The 18649-nt window shown below is 48.9% G+C and carries 13 protein-coding genes; 6 read left to right on the forward strand and 7 right to left on the reverse strand.

Annotation, left to right across the window (positions count from 1 at the left end; translation table 11 throughout):
- The coding region (locus tag VFS25_RS16870) for a hypothetical protein (RefSeq protein ID WP_326463340.1) at positions 1 to 577 on the forward strand (577 nt) is incomplete at its 5' end.
- Positions 578 to 593: 16 nt separating this feature from the next.
- Here VFS25_RS16870 and VFS25_RS16875 read toward each other — a convergent pair.
- On the reverse strand, positions 594 to 1325 hold the full coding sequence (locus VFS25_RS16875; protein ID WP_326463341.1) for a pyridoxine 5'-phosphate synthase: 732 nt from the start codon (positions 1323 to 1325) through the stop codon (positions 594 to 596).
- A 123-nt stretch (positions 1326 to 1448) separates the two neighbouring features.
- Positions 1449 to 2777: an adenosylhomocysteinase gene (ahcY, locus tag VFS25_RS16880; RefSeq protein WP_326463342.1), complete on the reverse strand. Its 1329-nt coding sequence runs from the start codon at positions 2775 to 2777 to the stop codon at positions 1449 to 1451.
- A 481-nt stretch (positions 2778 to 3258) separates the two neighbouring features.
- Between ahcY and VFS25_RS16885 the strand changes: the two genes are divergently transcribed.
- Both VFS25_RS16885 and VFS25_RS16890 read left to right on the forward strand, forming a co-directional pair.
- On the forward strand, positions 3259 to 9336 hold the full coding sequence (locus tag VFS25_RS16885) for a Calx-beta domain-containing protein (RefSeq protein ID WP_326463343.1): 6078 nt from the start codon (positions 3259 to 3261) through the stop codon (positions 9334 to 9336).
- 26 nt (positions 9337 to 9362) lie between these two features.
- Positions 9363 to 10283: a type IX secretion system membrane protein PorP/SprF gene (locus VFS25_RS16890; protein ID WP_326463344.1), complete on the forward strand. Its 921-nt coding sequence runs from the start codon at positions 9363 to 9365 to the stop codon at positions 10281 to 10283.
- Between the two features lie 250 nt (positions 10284 to 10533).
- Here VFS25_RS16890 and VFS25_RS16895 read toward each other — a convergent pair whose 3' ends face one another.
- The 5 genes from VFS25_RS16895 to rplU form a co-directional block, all read right to left on the reverse strand.
- Positions 10534 to 11031 carry a GNAT family N-acetyltransferase gene (locus VFS25_RS16895; RefSeq protein ID WP_326463345.1) on the reverse strand — a complete coding sequence of 166 codons (498 nt, stop codon included), beginning with the start codon at positions 11029 to 11031 and terminating at the stop codon, positions 10534 to 10536.
- Between the two features lie 84 nt (positions 11032 to 11115).
- Entirely contained in the window at positions 11116 to 12807 is a 1692-nt protein-coding gene (locus VFS25_RS16900) for a helix-hairpin-helix domain-containing protein (protein WP_326463346.1), read from the reverse strand.
- Between the two features lie 80 nt (positions 12808 to 12887).
- The gene (locus VFS25_RS16905) at positions 12888 to 13295 is read right to left on the reverse strand and encodes a hypothetical protein (RefSeq protein ID WP_326463347.1); all 408 of its coding nucleotides are present in this window, start codon (positions 13293 to 13295) and stop codon (positions 12888 to 12890) included.
- 14 nt (positions 13296 to 13309) lie between these two features.
- Complete coding sequence (gene rpmA / locus VFS25_RS16910) at positions 13310 to 13576, reverse strand: 50S ribosomal protein L27 (RefSeq protein WP_326463348.1); 267 nt, start codon at positions 13574 to 13576, stop codon at positions 13310 to 13312.
- 30 nt (positions 13577 to 13606) lie between these two features.
- The gene (rplU, locus tag VFS25_RS16915; RefSeq protein ID WP_326463349.1) at positions 13607 to 13909 is read right to left on the reverse strand and encodes a 50S ribosomal protein L21; all 303 of its coding nucleotides are present in this window, start codon (positions 13907 to 13909) and stop codon (positions 13607 to 13609) included.
- 286 nt (positions 13910 to 14195) lie between these two features.
- Between rplU and VFS25_RS16920 the strand changes: the two genes are divergently transcribed.
- The 3 genes from VFS25_RS16920 (at position 14196) to rseP (ending at position 18389) form a co-directional block, all read left to right on the forward strand.
- Entirely contained in the window at positions 14196 to 15689 is a 1494-nt protein-coding gene (locus VFS25_RS16920) for a GH3 auxin-responsive promoter family protein (protein ID WP_326463350.1), read from the forward strand.
- Positions 15690 to 15757: 68 nt separating this feature from the next.
- Complete coding sequence (locus VFS25_RS16925; RefSeq protein ID WP_326463351.1) at positions 15758 to 16924, forward strand: 1-deoxy-D-xylulose-5-phosphate reductoisomerase; 1167 nt, start codon at positions 15758 to 15760, stop codon at positions 16922 to 16924.
- A gap of 115 nt (positions 16925 to 17039) precedes the next feature.
- A complete protein-coding gene (gene rseP / locus VFS25_RS16930) occupies positions 17040 to 18389 on the forward strand; it encodes an RIP metalloprotease RseP (RefSeq protein WP_326463352.1) in 1350 nt (449 codons plus the stop codon).
- The last annotated feature ends 260 nt before the right edge of the window (positions 18390 to 18649 follow it).

Below are 18649 nucleotides of genomic sequence, written 5' to 3' on the forward strand. Positions count from 1 at the left end.
GCAATATGGCGCCAGCGGCCTGGCTGCCGATGTAGGCATCACCTACCAGGACACTGCCCGGCAGCTGCAGATAGGGGTGGTTGCCCGTAACATGGGCGCGCAGCTTGGCACTTATGTAACCGATAACAGGGAGCCCCTGCCGTTTGACCTGCAAATAGGCGTTTCCAAGCGCCTGCAGCATTTGCCGCTGCAACTATCCGCTACTATCCACCACTTGTACCAGTTTGATATTCGTTATGCAGATCCTGCCCTGGAGGATGAAGGGGTTATTTCAAACGGCGATACTACCCGTACCGGCAGTAAAACCTTTGATAAGCTGTTTCGCCATGTAGTGCTGGCTGCCCAGTGGGAAATAGGGCGTTATGTAGAGCTAACGGTATCTTATAATCACCTGCGCCGGCAGGAGCTGGCAGTGGCCGGCCAGCAGGGTTTGGGCGGCTTTGGCGCCGGTATAGGCATTATTACCCGCAAGCTGCAGCTGCGTTATGCCCGCTCGTGGTACCAGCGGTCGGCCGCTTTTAACCAGCTGGGCATTAACCTTCCGCTGCAGCAGTGGGGGTTATTGGTAAAAGAGTAGGGAATATGCACATCCTCTAATCCACCAGCTGCCTTTTATACAGCTGTATGGTATTTTCCAGCCCGTAATACAGCGCGTCGCACACCAGGGCATGTCCTATAGACACTTCTTTCAGCTGGGGTATATGCAGCTTAAAAAAGCGCAGGTTGTCCAGGTTCAGGTCATGGCCGGCGTTCAGATCCAGGCCAATGGCCACGGCTTCCCTGGCGGTGTTTTTATAGTCATTGAACAGCTGCAGGTTCTGCGGCTGCGTATAGGCGTTGGCATATTCTTCGGCATAAGGTCCGGTGTACAGCTCAATACGGTCGGCCCCGGCGCTTTTGGCGCCCGCCACCTTATCAACCTCCGCATTCAGGAAAATTGATACGCGGATGCCGGCCTGTTTGAGCTTGCCAATCACATCTTTCAGGAAAGACTGGTGTTTGAGCGTGTCCCACCCGGTATTGGAGGTAATGGCATCCGGCGGGTCGGGCACCAGGGTGCACTGGTGCGGCTTTACAGCCAGTACCAGCTCCATAAATTCTTTGGAGGGGTAGCCTTCAATATTGAATTCGGTGGTAACAAGCGGTTTCAGGTCCCATACATCCTTGTAGCGGATGTGCCGTTCATCGGGGCGGGGGTGTACGGTAATGCCTTCTGCGCCAAAGCGCTCACAGTCCTGGGCTACTTTCAGTATATCGGGCATATTGCCGCCGCGGGCATTGCGCAGGGTAGCAAACTTGTTGATGTTAACGCTTAATTTGGTCATGCCGCAAAGGTAAATAACAATGAATAATTAAACAGCTATAAAGCAGAATAGTGAAGGCTGCGTTCCGGCAGGAACATGACCTCCACTATTGCTTTAATTATTCCCTTTTCCTTTTAGAAAAACTTAGTACCTGTAGTAGTCGGGTTTGTAAGGACCTTCTGCAGGTATGCCCAGGTATTCCGACTGGGTAGACGTAAGCACATCCAGCTCTACACCAATTTTCTTCAGGTGCAGGCGGGCCACTTTCTCATCCAGGTGTTTGGGCAGCACATATACCTTATTCTCGTAGGCTTTGCTGTTGGTCCACAGCTCCAGCTGGGCCAGCACCTGGTTGGTAAAGGAGTTACTCATTACAAAAGAAGGGTGGCCGGTAGCGCAGCCCAGGTTTACCAGGCGGCCTTCTGCCAGCAGGATGATGTCTTTACCGTCAATGGTATATTTATCTACCTGCGGTTTGATCTCTACCTTGGTGTTACCGTAGTTCTTGTTCAGCCAGGCAACATCTATCTCAATATCAAAGTGGCCGATATTAGATACGATGCATTTATCTTTCATGGCTTTGAAGTGCCCGCCGGTAATAATATCGCGGCAACCGGTGGTGGTTACAATAATATCGGCTTCCTTAACGGCATCGGACATTTTCTTCACTTCATAGCCTTCCATTGCAGCCTGCAGGGCGCAAATGGGATCTATTTCCGTAACAATCACGCGGGCGCCGGCGCCTCTCAATGATTCGGCAGAGCCTTTGCCCACATCGCCATAACCAGCTACCACCGCTACTTTACCGGCAATCATTACATCGGTGGCGCGGCGTATAGCATCCACGCAGGACTCGCGGCAGCCGTATTTGTTATCAAATTTGGATTTGGTAACAGAGTCGTTGATATTAATGGCAGGTAAGGGCAGGGTGCCATTTTTCATACGGTCGTATAAGCGGTGTACACCGGTAGTGGTTTCTTCACTTAAACCTTTGATATGCTGTATCAGCTCAGTATAAGTGTCCAGCACCATGTTGGTCAGGTCGCCGCCGTCGTCCAGGATCATGTTCAGGGGACGGTCAGGGCTGCCGAAGAACAGGGTTTGTTCAATACACCAGTCAAATTCCTGGGCGTTCATGCCTTTCCAGGCAAAAACCGGGATGCCGGCAGCGGCAATGGCAGCAGCGGCATGGTCTTGTGTGGAAAAGATGTTGCAGGAGCTCCAGCGTACTTCGGCGCCCAGGTGTACCAGGGTTTCAATCAGTACGGCGGTTTGTATGGTCATATGCAGGCAGCCGGCTATGCGGGCGCCTTTGAGCGGTTTGGAAGCGCCATATTCTTCTCTTAAAGACATCAGGCCTGGCATTTCTGCTTCTGCCAGCTCAATTTCCTTGCGACCCCATTCGGCCAAAGACATATCCTTTACCTTGTATTTCAGGTTAAAGTCAATGTTTGATTTAGCGATTGTTGACATGCTTTTTACGATTTTGGGCAAATCTACCCTTATTTTATTTTATATAGGTAGGGTCAGTAGAAAAATCCACATTCCTGTCTGTTAGCAGTAATTTATTCCATATACACCCTGTTTTCCACATTTTATCGGAAAAAAATTCTAGCGCAATTAAAGCCCGGCGCGGTATGCAGGCGCATGCCGTTATTTCCGCCGTTGTTAACATAGTGTGGAAAAATTAAATTTAATTCTTTTGATATATTTATTTTATATAAATTTGATATGAATTTAATATGACAGAAGCCCTGTCTATCGGCATATTTACCTGCAACTGTACAGCTAATGTGCTGATGTATAAGGACTTTTCACGCCAAATAACAGTTGCAAGGCCCAACTGTAAGCAAAAGTCATGTAAACATAACAGGGTATAAGATGACCGGTTTCACCGGATCGTTCTGTCTGTTGTATCTAAAATATGATGGATGATTAGAAATTTACTAACCTTATGATAGCGCTGTCCTATACCTTGAAAAGCAAAACAAAAGTTGTTTGCGCTAAAGCCGTGCTATGGCTGCAGCGCCAACTGGTATTTGCATTGCTCCTGTTGGCAGGCAGCCAGGCAAGCGCGCAGGTAATTGAAACAATTAATGAAACAGGAGGCACCATCGCAGATCCTGGTTTGAAGATTGAGATACTGGCAGACGGCTCTTACCGGGTGTACCGGATGGGCCTGAGCGAAACCTATGAAGGTACGGATGATCCAAGGGGCATTACCACCTACATTGCCATGAACCAAACGTTCACCAGTGATCCAAAGCAGGTTAAGCAGGTAACCTGGAGCTTTATCTCTCCAAAATCAGGTTTAGGCACCGTTGCTTCTCCGTGGAAAGTACAGATGGTCGGTAATGTAACCAGCTATAGCGGTTCTGGAAAGCATACAATTATCTGTAATCTTACCTATGTAAAAGATCAGCCTTATTTTATACTGGATTATACATTAGCTGCCCTTACTGACCTGTTAACCACCCATGCTCACCTGTTCCTGGCAGAACACGCTGTATTGGGCGCTACCAGCGGCGACTGGTCGGGCAACAGTGCCTGTACCCTGGGCTTAGGCCCCGATTATGCCCCGTATGGTACAATAGGGGTGTACCGCGATGTGGCCTGCGGCAGCTATCCTACCGGCCGTTCACATGTGTTGCGCATGAAGGACGGCTTTACGTCGTTTATGGCAACCGATGCTGCGAACATGCTTAACTACATACCGGAAAACTGTTTGCTGGCTGATATATATAATAATACCTACGACGGAACAGAGAACGGCCTGCTGGTACATAAAGATCTGGGAGATGTGTTTGGAGGTAACGTTAATTCAGAAAAAGTGTACACAGCACGCATCTTATCCGGCTATGGCAGCACCATGACGGATTTTGACGGCATAACCGGTTTGGATAATCAAGCTATTCCTGTAAACCGGCAGCTGACCGTTGCTTTTGAAAAAGACACTGCTTCCGGTATGGAAGGTGATATACGCCATAGCGCAGACAACCTGAAAATAAAAGTATACAACGGCAATAACACACAAACCATTGTAGTGAATGCTCCACTGTATGTGCCTGTTATTGCATCGCCCGCAGGCGCTAACCCTGGCGTAGCCGGTATGGACTATGAGTGCCAGCGGGGTATTGTGATACCGCCCGGCAGTTACAATAATACCGGGCAGCTGATCAGCGTAGATACCAGTGTAATGATCCTGGGCAATACTGCGCTGCAAAATGACCGTACCATAACACTTACCCTGGATAACAGCTTTAATAATAACCTGGTAAAGGTGAACACATCCAAAAATGTGCTTACCTATACTATTAAGGACGATGAGTCTAAATCCATTACGCTCACCATGCCGTCGGATGTGGATGAAGGCCAGAGCGTTAGTGGCGTGGTAAGCCTGCCTTCCGGCGTACTGGCTGCATCCGATATAACAGTAACGCTTACACGCAAAACATCTTCTACAGCCGGCGCTTCAGATGTAACGCTGCCTTCAAGTGTAGTGATCAAACAAAACACCAACGCCGCTACCTTTACCTTTGAGGCGCAGACCGATAAGATACTGGAATACCAGGAAACACTGGATGTACAGGCAGATGCTACTGTATTGGGGGCGCCGCAGACCAGCAGCGTTTCCGTTAATATTAAAGACCGTACCTACGACGATCCGGCTAACCGCGTTATTACCATGCGGCCGGTACCGGGTGTTACCGTTACAGAACCCTACACCGGCGGCCTGCAATTCAGCCTGCCGGCAGGTGTAACCACCGACATCCCGGTCAATATTGTGCTGGGTGCTATGCATGCCGATCCGTTGTCTACCACATCCGCATCCGACTACACCATTGGCAGCACTACCTTTGCCATCAGCAGCGGCAATTCCGTTACCATACCGTTTACCGTACCGGATGATAACCTGGCGGAAGGCACGGAAAAACTGCATGTAACAGCCACCACCACAGATGCACTTTCACGCGCATTTGACTTTACGCCGTACGACATACTGATCCTGGACGATGATGCCAATGCGTTGAAGCTGCAGGCCAGCAGCGGGGAAACAGAAATGACAGAAGGCGGCGCATCCGTTACCTTTACTGTAAGCCTGCCGGCCGGCACCACCGCCAGCGCAGATATTCCGCTTACCATTACGCTCTCCGGCCAGGGCACTGCTGCCGACATCAGCGCACTGCCGGACGCCTCCTTTAAAATACCTGCCGGCGCCAACAGCGCCAGCTTCACTATCAGCGCTGTAACAGATAACCTGATAGAAGGGGACGAAAGCCTTACGCTGAACGGCAACTCCAGCGACTTTACCGTGAAGCCTTACACCATCACCATCAAAGACGCTACCTGGAACGATGCTAATAACCGGAAGCTGCAGCTGAGCATTACCGGCGGCCCGATAAAAGAAGGTGACGATGCAACTTTAAAAGTTGGCTTCGTAAATAATATAGTAGCAGGTAAACCCATCGTGGTTAACCTGAGCCATAATACGGCTTCAGTAGCCAGCGCTACGGATTATACACTGTCGTCTACCACTATTACCATACCTGCCGGCCAGCGTGAGGTAACTGTGCCTGGTTTCATTACCGCGCAAACCGATCTTATACTGGAAAAACGCGAAAGCTTTACGCTGGATGGCGCTACCTCCGATATACCCGGCTTAACAGTTGCTTCGGCCACCGGTGATATTGACGATGTTACCGGCGATAACGCGGTAAATAAGGTAATCACCATTACTGCACAACAGGCGGTAATGGACGAAGGCACCGGCTATACCGTTACATACAGCCTGCCTGCGGGCATTACCACGGAAGTGCCTATTAATATCACGGCTAAAACCGGCGCCGGTTCCACCGCAACAGATACCGATTACACCTTTGCCGCCATTCCGCCGCTGGATAAAGGCAATCCCGCTGTTACGGCTACTATTAACATAACAGCCGACGGCCTGCTGGAAACGGATGAAACCCTGGTGCTGGACGGCGCTACCGCAGACCTGCCGGGCATGACCTTTACAACCGCCAGCGTTACGATAAAAGATAAAGACTACGTGGCTAACATGCCTATTACCATGACGGTAGATAAGAGTACCATCACGGAAGGCAGCACTACCGGCGCAATGGTAACCCTGTCGCTGCCGGCCGGCAAAAAAACCACGTACGATATACCGGTTACCATTACCAAGGACGCAGCTTCCACCGCATCAGACGGGGAGCATACCACGCTGCCCAATACAGTGGTTATTAAACAGGGTGCCGGTTCCGTAACCTTCCCTGCCGCTATACTGGCCAATTCCGATAACCTGCTGGAAGATGATGAAACGCTTGTCATTAACCAGAGCGCGGTAGGTTTTGCCGCCAGCAATGTTACCATTACCATTAAAGATGGCAGCAACCCGCGTATTACTGTACAGCCGCAGCCTTACACCGCCGGCAATAAAGTAGCCGAAGGCGATAGCTATACAGTACGTGTAGCGCTGCCGGCAGGCATTACGCCTTACAAACCGTTTACGGTTACCATTACCGCAGGCAGCGCTTCTACCGCAGCTGTTACGGATTACACCGGCTTGCCTGCAACGGTAACCTTTAACCCGGGCGAAAACTTTAAGGATATAACGTTAGCCGCTATAGCAGATAATATTATTGAGCCGCTGGAGCGTATACGCCTGAAAGGTGCTGCAACCGGCTTTACCGGCCTTACGGTAGACAGCCTGGATGTAATGATAGATGATGTAACCAGCAAGGATCCCACCAACCTGGTGCTGAAAGTAGTGATAGACTCTACTACCCTGCATGAAGGCGGCAATGCCAAAGTAACCGTGGGGTTTGTAAAGCCGGCCATTACCGCTTCCCAGAATATTACTATCGGCCTGGTACCCGACGCCGGCTCAACTGCCGGCACGGCCGACTATACCGGGGTGCCGGCTAATGTGGTGCTAAATGCCGGTACTAACCAAATGCAGCTTACCCTGAACATGGTAGCCGACAACCTGGTAGAAGGCACAGAGCAGTTAAAGCTTAAGGCCACAGTAGCCAGTCCATATACGGTTACTTCGCCGGCTGCCGTTACCATACCGGAAGCGCCGGTACAGGTGCTGGCCATTAAAACGGCCGATGCCGCAGAACCGGCCACCAACGGGGCTTTTGTAATAAAGCTGTCCAGCACGCAAATGGCCGGCAAAGATGTAAATGTAACGTTTAAGCTGGGCGGTACAGCGGGTGCTTCCGATTGGAACGCAGTAGCCACTACCGCCGTTATTAAAGCCGGCAGCAATAGTGTAACCATACCCGTAAAGGTGAAGGATGATAAGCTGGTAGAAGGTGATGAAACCGTTACACTTGCCCTGCTGTCTGCAAAAATGGGCACCATTACTTTCCCGGTAGATGCAGCCACGCAAACGGTAGTGCTGAAGGATGATGAGAATAATGCGGCCGGGCGCGCCATGATGGTTGAAAAGCTGGGTAATGCTGCAGAGCCATCCCAGAATGGTTCCTTCCGCATCCGTTTCTCCGATGCGCAGCTCACCGTAATGCAGGATGTGCAGATAGCTTACAGCATAACCGGCAGCGCCACTGCGGGGGCAGATTACAAGACCCTGCTGGGTACCGCAACCATACCTGCCGGCAAAAGCAGCGTGGCGGTGAATGTTGTACCTATCGACGATCAGTTGGTAGAGGACACTGAATTTGTACATATTACACTGCAGAATGTAACCAGCAGCATGATGGGTATTACCTGGCCGCTGGCTGCTGCTTCGCAAACCGATGTACCGGTGATTGATAATGATACCATGAAGCTTGATATGTTCTCCACACCGCCCGCAGTAACAGAGGGAGAGCAGGTGCAGATCACTATTAAGTCGCCCAGTATTAATACCCAGGACGTTCCGGTGGCGCTGAAGGTGGTACATGATGCTGCCAGAACTATTACCACCAGCGTAGGCTCCCTGAACGGCAACGGTGATACCCTTACTGTTACACTGCCTGCCGGCTCACAGGAATATACCTTTACCATCACCTGCTTTGATAACAGCACCAACGATGATGAAGGGTTTGTATTCCTGCAGATCGTACCGGATCCGTCGGGCAGCGCAGTGCCAAATTACGTGCCCGGCCTGGCCAGTGAAATAAACGTGATCGTGGAAGATAACGACCCGCTGGAGCTGTCGTTTAATGCGCCGGAATACCGCGTAAATGAAGGCAACAAGGCCGGGGAAAATATAATGATGCTGGAGGTAAAGCTGAACCGTGCATCCTCCCGTCCTGTTACATTGCCGTACCAGTTCTACAAAACATCCGGCGTGTCCTTTATCGGCACCGCAGTGCCGGGTGTGGATTACGACAGTATAGTAAAACCCATTGAAATAGAGCCTGGTGAGCTGATCGGCTATATACCTGTAGCTATGACAGGCGACAGCACCTTTGAAAGGAGCGATACGTTCAGTATACGGCTGCTGCAGCCTTCTGTGTTCTCTAACCAGAACGTGCCCGTTACAACAATGCCGGATTCTGCCATCGGTATTATCCTTAACGATGATCCTTTCTGTCCTACCTGTGATACAGATGGCGACGGCGTGCTGGATGGCAAGGAAGACCGCAACGGCAACAGCGATCCCACGGATGATGATGCCGATAACGACGGTATTCCCAACTACATGGACCTGGATTCCGATAACGACGGGGTGCCCGATTCCATAGAAGGCTGGATCACCGATGGCCGCTGGGTAAACAACAATGGCGGTAAAATACGCGTGCATTCCGCCGTATCGCCCAACGGCGATGGTATGGGTAATGACGCTATGTACATTGAGAATATAGACAAGTACCCGAAGAACGATGTGGTGATCTTTAACCGCTGGGGCGGCACGGTGTACAAAACAACCAACTATAACAACGAAGACAACAACTTCAAAGGGTTGAACAACAATGGTAAAGAAGTAACGGACGGCTCTTATTTCTACCTGATTCATATTTACGATGAAACAGGTAAGGCCGAGCAGTACACCGGGTTTATAGTAATTAAAAGGAAATAGTTCAGAATAAAGAGAAAATGCCGATCATGAAACTACATACGCGCCTTTTAAAGCTACTTGCAGCGTTCCTGTTAGTAGGGTGCTGCTGGCATCCGGCACAGGCGCAGCAGGACCCCATCTATTCACAATACATGATGAACGGGATGGTGATCAACCCCGCCTATATGAGCATGGACGATGCTGCCAATCTTACGCTGGTGGCGCGTAACCAGTGGGTAGGGGTTGACGGTGCGCCTAAAACGGCTTCTCTTTCTTTTTATACACCCTTTAAAACCACCAATACCAGCCTGGGTTTTTCTGCCATGAATGAAAAGATCACGGTGCAGTCGCGTACCGGCTTTAATTTTCATATATCCCAGCGGGTGAACCTGAACGAAAACCTGCGGCTGGCCCTGGGCATAAAGCTGGGCATGTCGCAGTTCAAGGAAAATAATAGCGAGCTTACCACTACAGATCCGATATTTGCAGAAAATGTCAGCTACATGAAGTCCGAAGTAGGGTTTGGCCTTATGTTCTACTCAGACCGGTTTTTTGTAGGTATTTCCTCTCCCACATTCCAAAGCTTTGATATGGGCAATAAGGTGAATAAGATCGTATATAAGTCACATTACTACCTGCAGGCGGGTTGTTTGCTTGATGCAGGGGATAATGTGAAGATAAAGCCTAACATCCTGCTCAGGAAGGTGAGTGGCAGTGGTCTTGGTATTGATTTCAATACCAGCCTGTTAATCAAGGAGCTGGTGTGGTTGGGCGCCTCTTACCGTTCAGAAAAAACTATTACCGGTATGGTGCAGGTGCAGGTGACCTCCAATTTTTCAGTGGGTTACTCGTATGATACGCCAATGTCGTCCAATCTTAAAGGCGCGCAGTCTGTTTCGCATGAGCTGATGCTGAATTACCGCTTTACCTGGTCCAAGGAGCAGGAAATGGCGCCGCGCTATTTTTAACCAGGAGTATATTAACCGAATACACTCATTTACAGTAAAAATCCCGCATAGCTAACTGTGCGGGGTTTTTTTTCTTAAAAAGTGAGCCGTTTAAATCCAATAGCCTAAAATTATCGTAAATAGTTATAGCAATAATTATTATCACTATTACCCGAGTACATTTAAGCAGAGCATTGAAAACATAAAATGAAGTTGTGTCTTTTTAATGGTTAACATGGGAATCAGCCTGGCATTTCTTGCCAGGCTGCTTTTATAAAGGCTTCTGCATTACATAGTCCGTCATCATATAACCGTTGCCGATAGCGGTGTCCTTATGCTTAAGAATGCTGAACCCCTGTTTTTCGTAAAAGAAACGGGCCTTGTTCTCACGGTTCACATCCAGCTCCAGTGTATGCGCTCCTGCTGCTTTTACCCGGCCTGCTACTTCCTGTATAAAAAATTTGCCTACGCCTTTGCCCTGGTAGCTGCCATGCACATATATTTTGTGCAGCTTGTAAATACCCGGGTTGCCGGTAGTGCTGTAAGAGGCAAATCCGATAGGAGTGTCCCCGTTGTACAGTAAAAGAAACCGGTGCTGCTGTTCTGTCATTTGCCGGGTTAATGAAACAGTGCTGTACATCATGTCAAGCATGTACTCGATCTGCGCCGGGGAAAGAATTTCTTTGTAGGTAGGGCGCCAGATCTGTTCTGTAAGCTGTTGTATCAGCGGTATGTCGGCGGTGGTGGCGTCTTTTATTTGTAGTGTCATTATTCAATTAATAATTAAGAATGAAGAATTAATAATTAAGGGTGTGCAATAAGTTAAGCGTGCGCAATCATTATTAATTCTTCATTATTCATTATTAATTTGACGGTTGCGGCGGGTTTGTAAGAACTCCTCCAGGGCTGTACGGCTAAAGCTGCTCAGGTTCTTTTCTTTGGTCAGGCCGCCTTTGCGGGCAGCCAGGGTACCGTAATACACGTCTTTATACCCTTCAATACTGTGCGCATCCGGGTCAATGGAAATGAGCACATTTTTTTCCAGCGCATAAGGCAGCCATTGCCAGTCCATATCCAGGCGGCGCGGATGCGCATTCAGCTCTATCACAACGTTGTTGGCTGCGCAGGCATCGATAATTTTCTGATGGTTTACGGGATAGCCGTTGCGGCTTAGCAGCAGGCGACCCGTCATATGGCCCAGTATAGTGGTATAAGGGTTTTCAATGGCCTTCAGCAAACGTTCCATTGCCTTTTCCTCCGTCATTTTCAGAATAGAATGTACAGAGGCTATAACCAGGTCAAAAGTGGCCAGTACTTCGTTTGGATAGTCAAGGCTGCCATCGTATAAAATATCGGCTTCTATGCTCTTAAAAATGCGAAAGGGAGCCAGCTGGCTGTTCAGCTCATCTATCTGCTGGTGTTGTGCCTGTATGCGCTCAATACTCAGGCCATTGGCGTAAAATGCAGAGCGGGAGTGGTCGCTGATCACCAGGTATTCCAGGCCCTGGGCTTTGGCGGCAGCAGCCATTTCCTCCAGGGTATTCATGCCATCGCTCCACTGGCTGTGGGAGTGGATAATGCCTTTAATATCCCCGGGTTTTATCAGTACGGGCAGCTGTTTGCGTTTAGCCAGGTCCAGCGCCAGCCCGCCGTTGCGCATGCAGGGCTCAATAAAATCCAGCCCGGCTTTTTCAAAAATGGCGGCTTCGGAGGTGCCGCCTTCCAGCAGGGTAGCAGCGTGCCCGTTAGCATCAAAATGCTCCAGGAAAGCGGCATCCGCGGTGGTAATAAAAAGGGTTTTGGCAAAATCTTCCGGCAGGCAGGGGTAAATACGCATTTTAAAATGCTGATTGTGTTCCCACAGCTGCGAGTGTTCGTCGGCTGAAAGCAGCTTAAACTCGGGTATGGCGGCCAGGTGCTGTTCAATAACGGCAGGGGCCGCGCTTACTACCAGCGCTATTTCATCAATGATGATCTCTGTACGGCGCACCTGGCCGGTAAGCGCTACCTGGGCCGGCGCCAGCATTTGCAGCAGGCGTTTTTCCAGGTCTAGGGCCAGCTGTTCTACGGTTGCATACAGGAAGCGGTCGCGGTTTGAAAAGTAGAAGTCGATGCTTTGCTTAACGTTGTCCTGTGTTTTTTGTCCAAAGCCCTTCAGCAGCGTAAGGCGGTTTTCGTCGCAGGCATATAGCAGCTCGCCCAGGCTTTCCACTTCCAGCTCTTTCCAGATGGTGGCTATCTTTTTAGGCCCCAGGCCCTTTATTTTCAGCATTTCCAGTATGCCGGGCGGGGTTTTGATAAGAAAGGTTTCCAGCAGCGATAAATGCCCGGTCTGGAGCATTTCCTGTATGGCTTTGTTGGTGGAGTTGCCAATGCCTTTAATGCGGGCAATATCTTCCGGGGAAGTTTCTTTTAGCTGCCCGGGCAGTTTCTCTATAGTAAAAGCGGCAGTGGCAAAAGATTTGGCTTTAAAGCTGTCTTCGCCATGTATTTCCATCAGCTTGGAGAGGAGGGAGAAGTTATCTGCAATGGTGTAGTTATCCATAAGTGCAAGCTAAGAAGACTTTATAAAAAAAATCCCGGCAAGTGCCGGGATTTTTTATTCTACAAGTTGTAAATCCGATCTTACATGGCCGGAGTAGAAGGTGCTGAAGGCGTAGCCGGAGGAGAAGTTTTCTTCTTGGCGGCAGCTTTCTTTTTAGGAGCAGCTTTCTTGGCAGCGGCTTTCTTTTTAGGAGCAGCTTTCTTGGCAGCAGCTTTCTTTTTAGGAGCAGCCTTCTTGGCAGCGGCTTTCTTTTTAGGAGCAGCCTTCTTGGCAGCGGCTTTCTTTTTAGGAGCAGCTTTCTTAGCAGCAGCTTTCTTTTTAGGAGCGGCTTTCTTAGCAGCAGCTTTCTTTTTAGGAGCAGCTTTCTTAGCAGCAGCTTTTTTCTTAGGCGCTGCTTTTTTAGCAGCTTTTTTAATTGTTGCCATTGTTTTTTGAATTTGGGTTAGTAAATGATAATTGGGTATTAAAAAAAACTTTATGGCAAACACCGCATGGCTTTCGCTTATGCGGTGGCGTCAAGTGCTTTAACTGAAACGTAAGTACGGTTTTCGCGGCCTTTACGGAACTCTACTACACCATCTGTGGTGGCGAAAATGGTAAAATCTTTACCAATACCTACATTTTGACCAGGATGATAAACTGTACCACGCTGGCGGATAATTATGTTGCCGGCTACTGCAGCTTGTCCTCCGAAGATCTTAACACCCAGCCTTTTGCTTTGGGAGTCGCGTCCGTTCTTTACGCTACCTTCACCTTTTTTGTGTGCCATTCTATTATAGTATTTTTAAACTTTTAAAAATTAAGCAATATCGTTGATCTTGATCTTAGTAAAGTGAGTACGGTGGCCAACTTTCTTTCTGAAGCCTTTTCTTCTCTTCATCTTGAAAGCGATTACCTTATCACCCTGAACATGACCCAGGATTTCTGCTTTAACCACTGATTTTACATCAGTACCAACTGTCAGCGTACCAGCATTGTCGGTGAGCAGTACATCAGAGAACTCAACTTTATCGCCGATGTTACCTGTTAACTGCTGCACAAAAATTTCCTGGTCTTTTTGTACTTTGAATTGCTGACCTGCGATTTTTACAACTGCAAACATAGTTATCCAAAAATAATTTCCTGCAAAAGTACCACTTGTTTTTTAATTGGCAAACTTTTCTGCTTATTTTTAGTATTTCTAAAGTAAGCCTAATTGCCACATATAAGCTGATGACCCTAACTGAGAAAGAGCTTATTCTTTTCAAAGATACGTAGTTATTTCAATTTTAGATTTTTTTAACAGGTGTAAGCCTGTTGCGAAGGGCGCCTGAAAAACCCTTAACTTGCCGTGCAAAGCATCACAATTTTTATACTTTTGTCATTTCAACCATTCTAAACTAAACGGCATGAAGTTTAAATCACTGCTGGCCAAACCATTTGCTTCCATTGTGAGCAGCAAGATCAGGAAGGAAATGCAAAGGGCGGTAGAAGACCAGGATGCTATCCTGGAGGATTTGATAAAAACAGGCAGGAATACGGACTTTGGTAAAGAGCATAATTTTAATGCCATCCACACATATAACGAGTTTAAAGCCGCAGTACCCATCCGGGACTATGAGGATTTTAAGCCCTACATCAATAAAATAAAGGAAGGCCGGCATAATGTGCTCTGGAAAGGACAGCCCCTTTACCTGGCCAAAACATCGGGTACCACCAGCGGTATTAAATATATACCCATCAGCAAAGACTCTATTTCCAACCATATTGATACGGCGCGCAACGCTCTTTTGGTTTATATGTCGGAAACCGGGAACTCCGCCTTTGCAGATGGTAAAATGATCTTCCTGTCGGGCTCCCCTGAGCTGGAGCGTATTGCAGGCATTCCCACCGGACGCCTCAGCGGTATTGTAAACCACCATGTGCCCCGCTACCTGCGCACCAACCAGCTGCCTACCTACGAAACCAATTGTATTGATGACTGGGAAACCAAGCTGGATAAAATAGTAGACGAAACCATTAACCAGGATATGACCCTCATCAGCGGCATACCGCCGTGGGTGCAAATGTACTTTGACCGCCTTACAGCACGCAGCGGCAAACCCGTAGGGGAGCTGTTCAAAAACCTGGACCTGCTGGTATACGGCGGCGTAAACTTTGAACCGTACCGCGCCAAGCTGATGGAGTCCATTGGCCGGCCCATACATACTATTGAAACCTTTCCGGCTTCTGAAGGCTTTATTGCCTTCCAGGACGTGCAGGGGCAGGAAGGGCTGCTGCTGAACACCAACTCAGGGATATTTTTCGAGTTTGTGCCGGCGCAGGAGATCTTTAACGAAAATCCCACCCGCCTTTCACTGAAAGAAGTGGAGCTGGGCGTAAACTATGCGCTGATCATTAACAGCAATGCCGGCCTGTGGGGCTATAATATCGGCGATACCGTAAAATTTGTATCGCTGAACCCTTACCGCCTGGTGGTAACAGGCCGCATCAAGCACTTTATTTCCGCCTTTGGCGAGCACGTGATAGGGGAAGAGGTGGAGCATAGCCTGATGAAAGCTGCGGCTGAAGAGCAGGTACGCATCACCGAATTTACAGTAGCGCCCAGGGTACAAACCAATGGTGAGCTGCCGTATCATGAATGGTTTGTGGAGTTTGAAACCATGCCGGCCGATTTAACTAAATTTGCCGCCAAGGTAGATGAGAACTTACGACAGAAGAACATTTATTATAATGACCTGCTGACCGGCAGCATTTTGCAACCCCTGAAGATCAGGCCCGTACGCCGGCAGGGATTCATAGATTTTATGAAATCCATTGGCAAATTAGGCGGGCAGAATAAGGTACCCCGGTTAAGCAACGACAGATCATTGGCAGAACAGCTGATGCAATACCTTCAGTGATAATGGATTGCAAATTTTTAACATTTCCAACGCAATCTCAAATCAGTGATAATTGATATTATTGTAAAATGAGTAAAAAGAACATTGCCATTCTAGGTTCTACCGGTTCCATTGGAATACAGGCCCTGGAAGTGATAGCAGCGCATCCGGAAAAGTTCCGGGCAGAGGTGCTGACCGCCAGGCAGAATGCAGACCTGCTGATAGAGCAGGCGTTAAAATTCAGGCCCAATGCAGTGGTAATAGCCGATGAAACGCAGTATGAGCGCGTAAAGAGTGTACTGTTTGATAAAGGTATTAAAGTATTTGCCGGCACCCGGGCCATGGTGGAAGTAGCCGCCTGGGACAGCATAGATATGGTGCTGGCGGCCATTATGGGATTTGCCGGCCTGGCCCCCACCTTATCGGCCATTGAAAGCGGTACCCCGGTAGCGCTGGCCAACAAGGAAACCCTGGTAGTAGCAGGGGACATTGTAATGGCGGCTGCCCGTAAAAAAAATGTGCCCATTATACCGGTTGACTCCGAGCATGCCGCTATATTCCAATGCCTGCAGGGAGAAGATGCCGGCAAAGTGGAAAAGATAATACTCACCGCTTCCGGCGGGCCTTTCCTGGGTAAAAAGCCCAACTTCCTGATCAATGTGAAGAAAGATCATGCGCTGCAGCACCCTAACTGGAGCATGGGCGCCAAAATCACCATTGACTCTGCCACCCTTATGAATAAAGGGCTGGAGATGATAGAAGCCCGGTGGTTATTTGGCCTGCAGCCGAACCAGATAGAGGTGGTGATACACCCGCAGTCCATCATCCATTCCATGGTGCAGTTTATAGACGGATCCCTGAAAGCGCAAATGGGCCTGCCGGACATGAAGCTGCCCATACAGTATGCCCTGGGCTTCCCGGAGCGGCTGGCCAATGATTTTCCCCGTTTTTCCTTTAAAAACTATCCGACCCTCACTTTTGAGCAGCCTGATACCAAAACTTTCCGTAACCTTGCCATAGCTATTGAGGCATTACGCAAAGGCGGCAATGCTGCCTGCGTAATGAACGCGGCCAATGAAGAGGTGGTGCACGCCTTTTTACGGAACCGCATCGGTTTCCTGCAAATGACCGAAGTGATAGAGGAAACCATGGTAAAGGTGCCGCATATTGAAGTACCTTCCCTGCACGATTATTATGAAAGCGATACAGCCGCCCGCGAACATGCTGCTTCGCTGATCAATGCCATCGTGATCTAATCATAGATTCAGGATGTATGGTTTTAGACCGGATTGGTGTAGCTTGTGCCCGTTAAAGTCCGGGTGTGGAGCTGTAAATCATAAACTGTAATATTTAAGCGGAGATTTAAACTAAATGACAACACAAGAAATATTAGTGAAAGCCGGGCAGCTGATCCTGTCGCTCTCTATCCTGGTAGTATTACATGAGCTGGGGCACTTTATACCGGCCAAGCTGTTTAAGACAAAGGTGGAAAAGTTCTACCTGTTCTTTGACCCCTGGTTTTCATTATTCAAATTCAAAAAAGGCGAAACAGAATATGGCGTAGGATGGCTGCCATTAGGCGGCTATGTAAAAATAGCCGGTATGATTGATGAGAGCATGGACCGCGACCAGCTGATGAAAGAGCCGCAGCCCTGGGAGTTCCGCTCCAAACCGGCCTGGCAGCGGCTGATTATTATGATAGGGGGGGTAACGGTAAACCTTATACTGGGTTTCCTCATCTACGCCATGATGCTGTGGTACTGGGGCGAAACCTACCTGCCTACACAAAATGTAAAGTACGGGGTAACGGTAGATTCGCTGGCGCAAAGCATTGGCCTGCGCGACGGCGACAAAATACTGAGCATCGATCATCAGAAGGTGGAAAATTTCCAGGCCATACCGGCAGAGATCATCCTGCATGAGGCTAAAAGCATACAGGTAGATCGTAACGGGCAGGAGCTGAATGTGGCCATACCGCCGGGTTTCATCCGGGCAATGATTAAGCAGAAAACGCCTTTTGCCATACCCAGGGTGCCTTATTATGCAGGCTCTTTCACCAAAGAATCAGCTGCGGAAAAGGCAGGCCTGAAGAAAGGAGATAAGCTGATTTCCCTGAACGGGGAGCCGGCCACCTTCCTGGACGATTTCAAGAGCCGGCTGCCCAAATACAAGAACCAGACCGTACAGGTGGGCGTGGTACGCGGTAAAGACACGCTGCAGGTAAATGTGAAGCTGCCGGAAAACGGTACGCTGGGCGTGTACATGGACACGGATCTGTCCAAGTTTTTTGCGCTGAACACCAGGAAATACACCTTTTTTGAAGCCATACCTGCAGGTTTTGATAAATGCATCAATACCCTGGTAAAATATGTGCAGCAGCTGCGGCTGATCTTTGTATCTAAAGAAGTAAAGGCCAGCGAATCGCTGGGCGGCTTCCTTACCATTGGCAACCTGTTCCCGGCAGAGTGGGACTGGATGTCGTTCTGGGAAATGACGGCGCTGCTGTCCATTATCCTGGCATTCATGAATATTTTGCCCATACCGGCGCTGGATGGCGGACATGTGTTGTTCCTGCTGTACGAGATTGTTACCGGCCGCAAGCCCAGCGAGAAGTTCCTGGAGTATGCGCAGATTGTAGGCATGGTGCTGCTGTTCGGGTTGCTGCTGTATGCCAACGGGCTGGACCTTTGGCGGAATATTTTTAGCAAGTGGTTTTCCTGATAAGAATTACGAATTGGATTGCGTAGTATAGGAATGGGAAACAGCTTTGTGAATAATCCGGAGTGATATTTATACCGGCGGAAGCCGGGAATGACAGTAAAAGCTGGCTCATGTTTGAGCCGGCTTTTTTTATGACAAGCAGGCGAGTAAACGGTATTCTCGCTCAGGCCGGCCAGACGGATAATTCGTAATTAAAAAATTCGTAATTAATTCTGTATCTTTGTAGGCTACAAAAAATAAAGGGGCTGCCTGGTTTTGAC

Source organism: Chitinophaga sp. (assembly GCF_035761305.1).
Taxonomy (GTDB): domain Bacteria; phylum Bacteroidota; class Bacteroidia; order Chitinophagales; family Chitinophagaceae; genus Chitinophaga.

What these genes read in the sequence shown, in the direction of transcription:
- ahcY (WP_326463342.1), bottom strand. Translation starts at nt 2,777, where the DNA reads ATGTCAACAATCGCTAAATCAAACATTGACTTTAACCTGAAATACAAG.
- VFS25_RS16925 (WP_326463351.1), top strand. Translation starts at nt 15,758, where the DNA reads ATGAGTAAAAAGAACATTGCCATTCTAGGTTCTACCGGTTCCATTGGA.
- VFS25_RS16890 (WP_326463344.1), top strand. Translation starts at nt 9,363, where the DNA reads ATGAAACTACATACGCGCCTTTTAAAGCTACTTGCAGCGTTCCTGTTA.
- rpmA (WP_326463348.1), bottom strand. Translation starts at nt 13,576, where the DNA reads ATGGCACACAAAAAAGGTGAAGGTAGCGTAAAGAACGGACGCGACTCC.
- VFS25_RS16885 (WP_326463343.1), top strand. Translation starts at nt 3,259, where the DNA reads ATGATAGCGCTGTCCTATACCTTGAAAAGCAAAACAAAAGTTGTTTGC.
- VFS25_RS16900 (WP_326463346.1), bottom strand. Translation starts at nt 12,807, where the DNA reads ATGGATAACTACACCATTGCAGATAACTTCTCCCTCCTCTCCAAGCTG.
- VFS25_RS16920 (WP_326463350.1), top strand. Translation starts at nt 14,196, where the DNA reads ATGAAGTTTAAATCACTGCTGGCCAAACCATTTGCTTCCATTGTGAGC.
- rplU (WP_326463349.1), bottom strand. Translation starts at nt 13,909, where the DNA reads ATGTTTGCAGTTGTAAAAATCGCAGGTCAGCAATTCAAAGTACAAAAA.
- VFS25_RS16875 (WP_326463341.1), bottom strand. Translation starts at nt 1,325, where the DNA reads ATGACCAAATTAAGCGTTAACATCAACAAGTTTGCTACCCTGCGCAAT.
- rseP (WP_326463352.1), top strand. Translation starts at nt 17,040, where the DNA reads ATGACAACACAAGAAATATTAGTGAAAGCCGGGCAGCTGATCCTGTCG.
- VFS25_RS16895 (WP_326463345.1), bottom strand. Translation starts at nt 11,031, where the DNA reads ATGACACTACAAATAAAAGACGCCACCACCGCCGACATACCGCTGATA.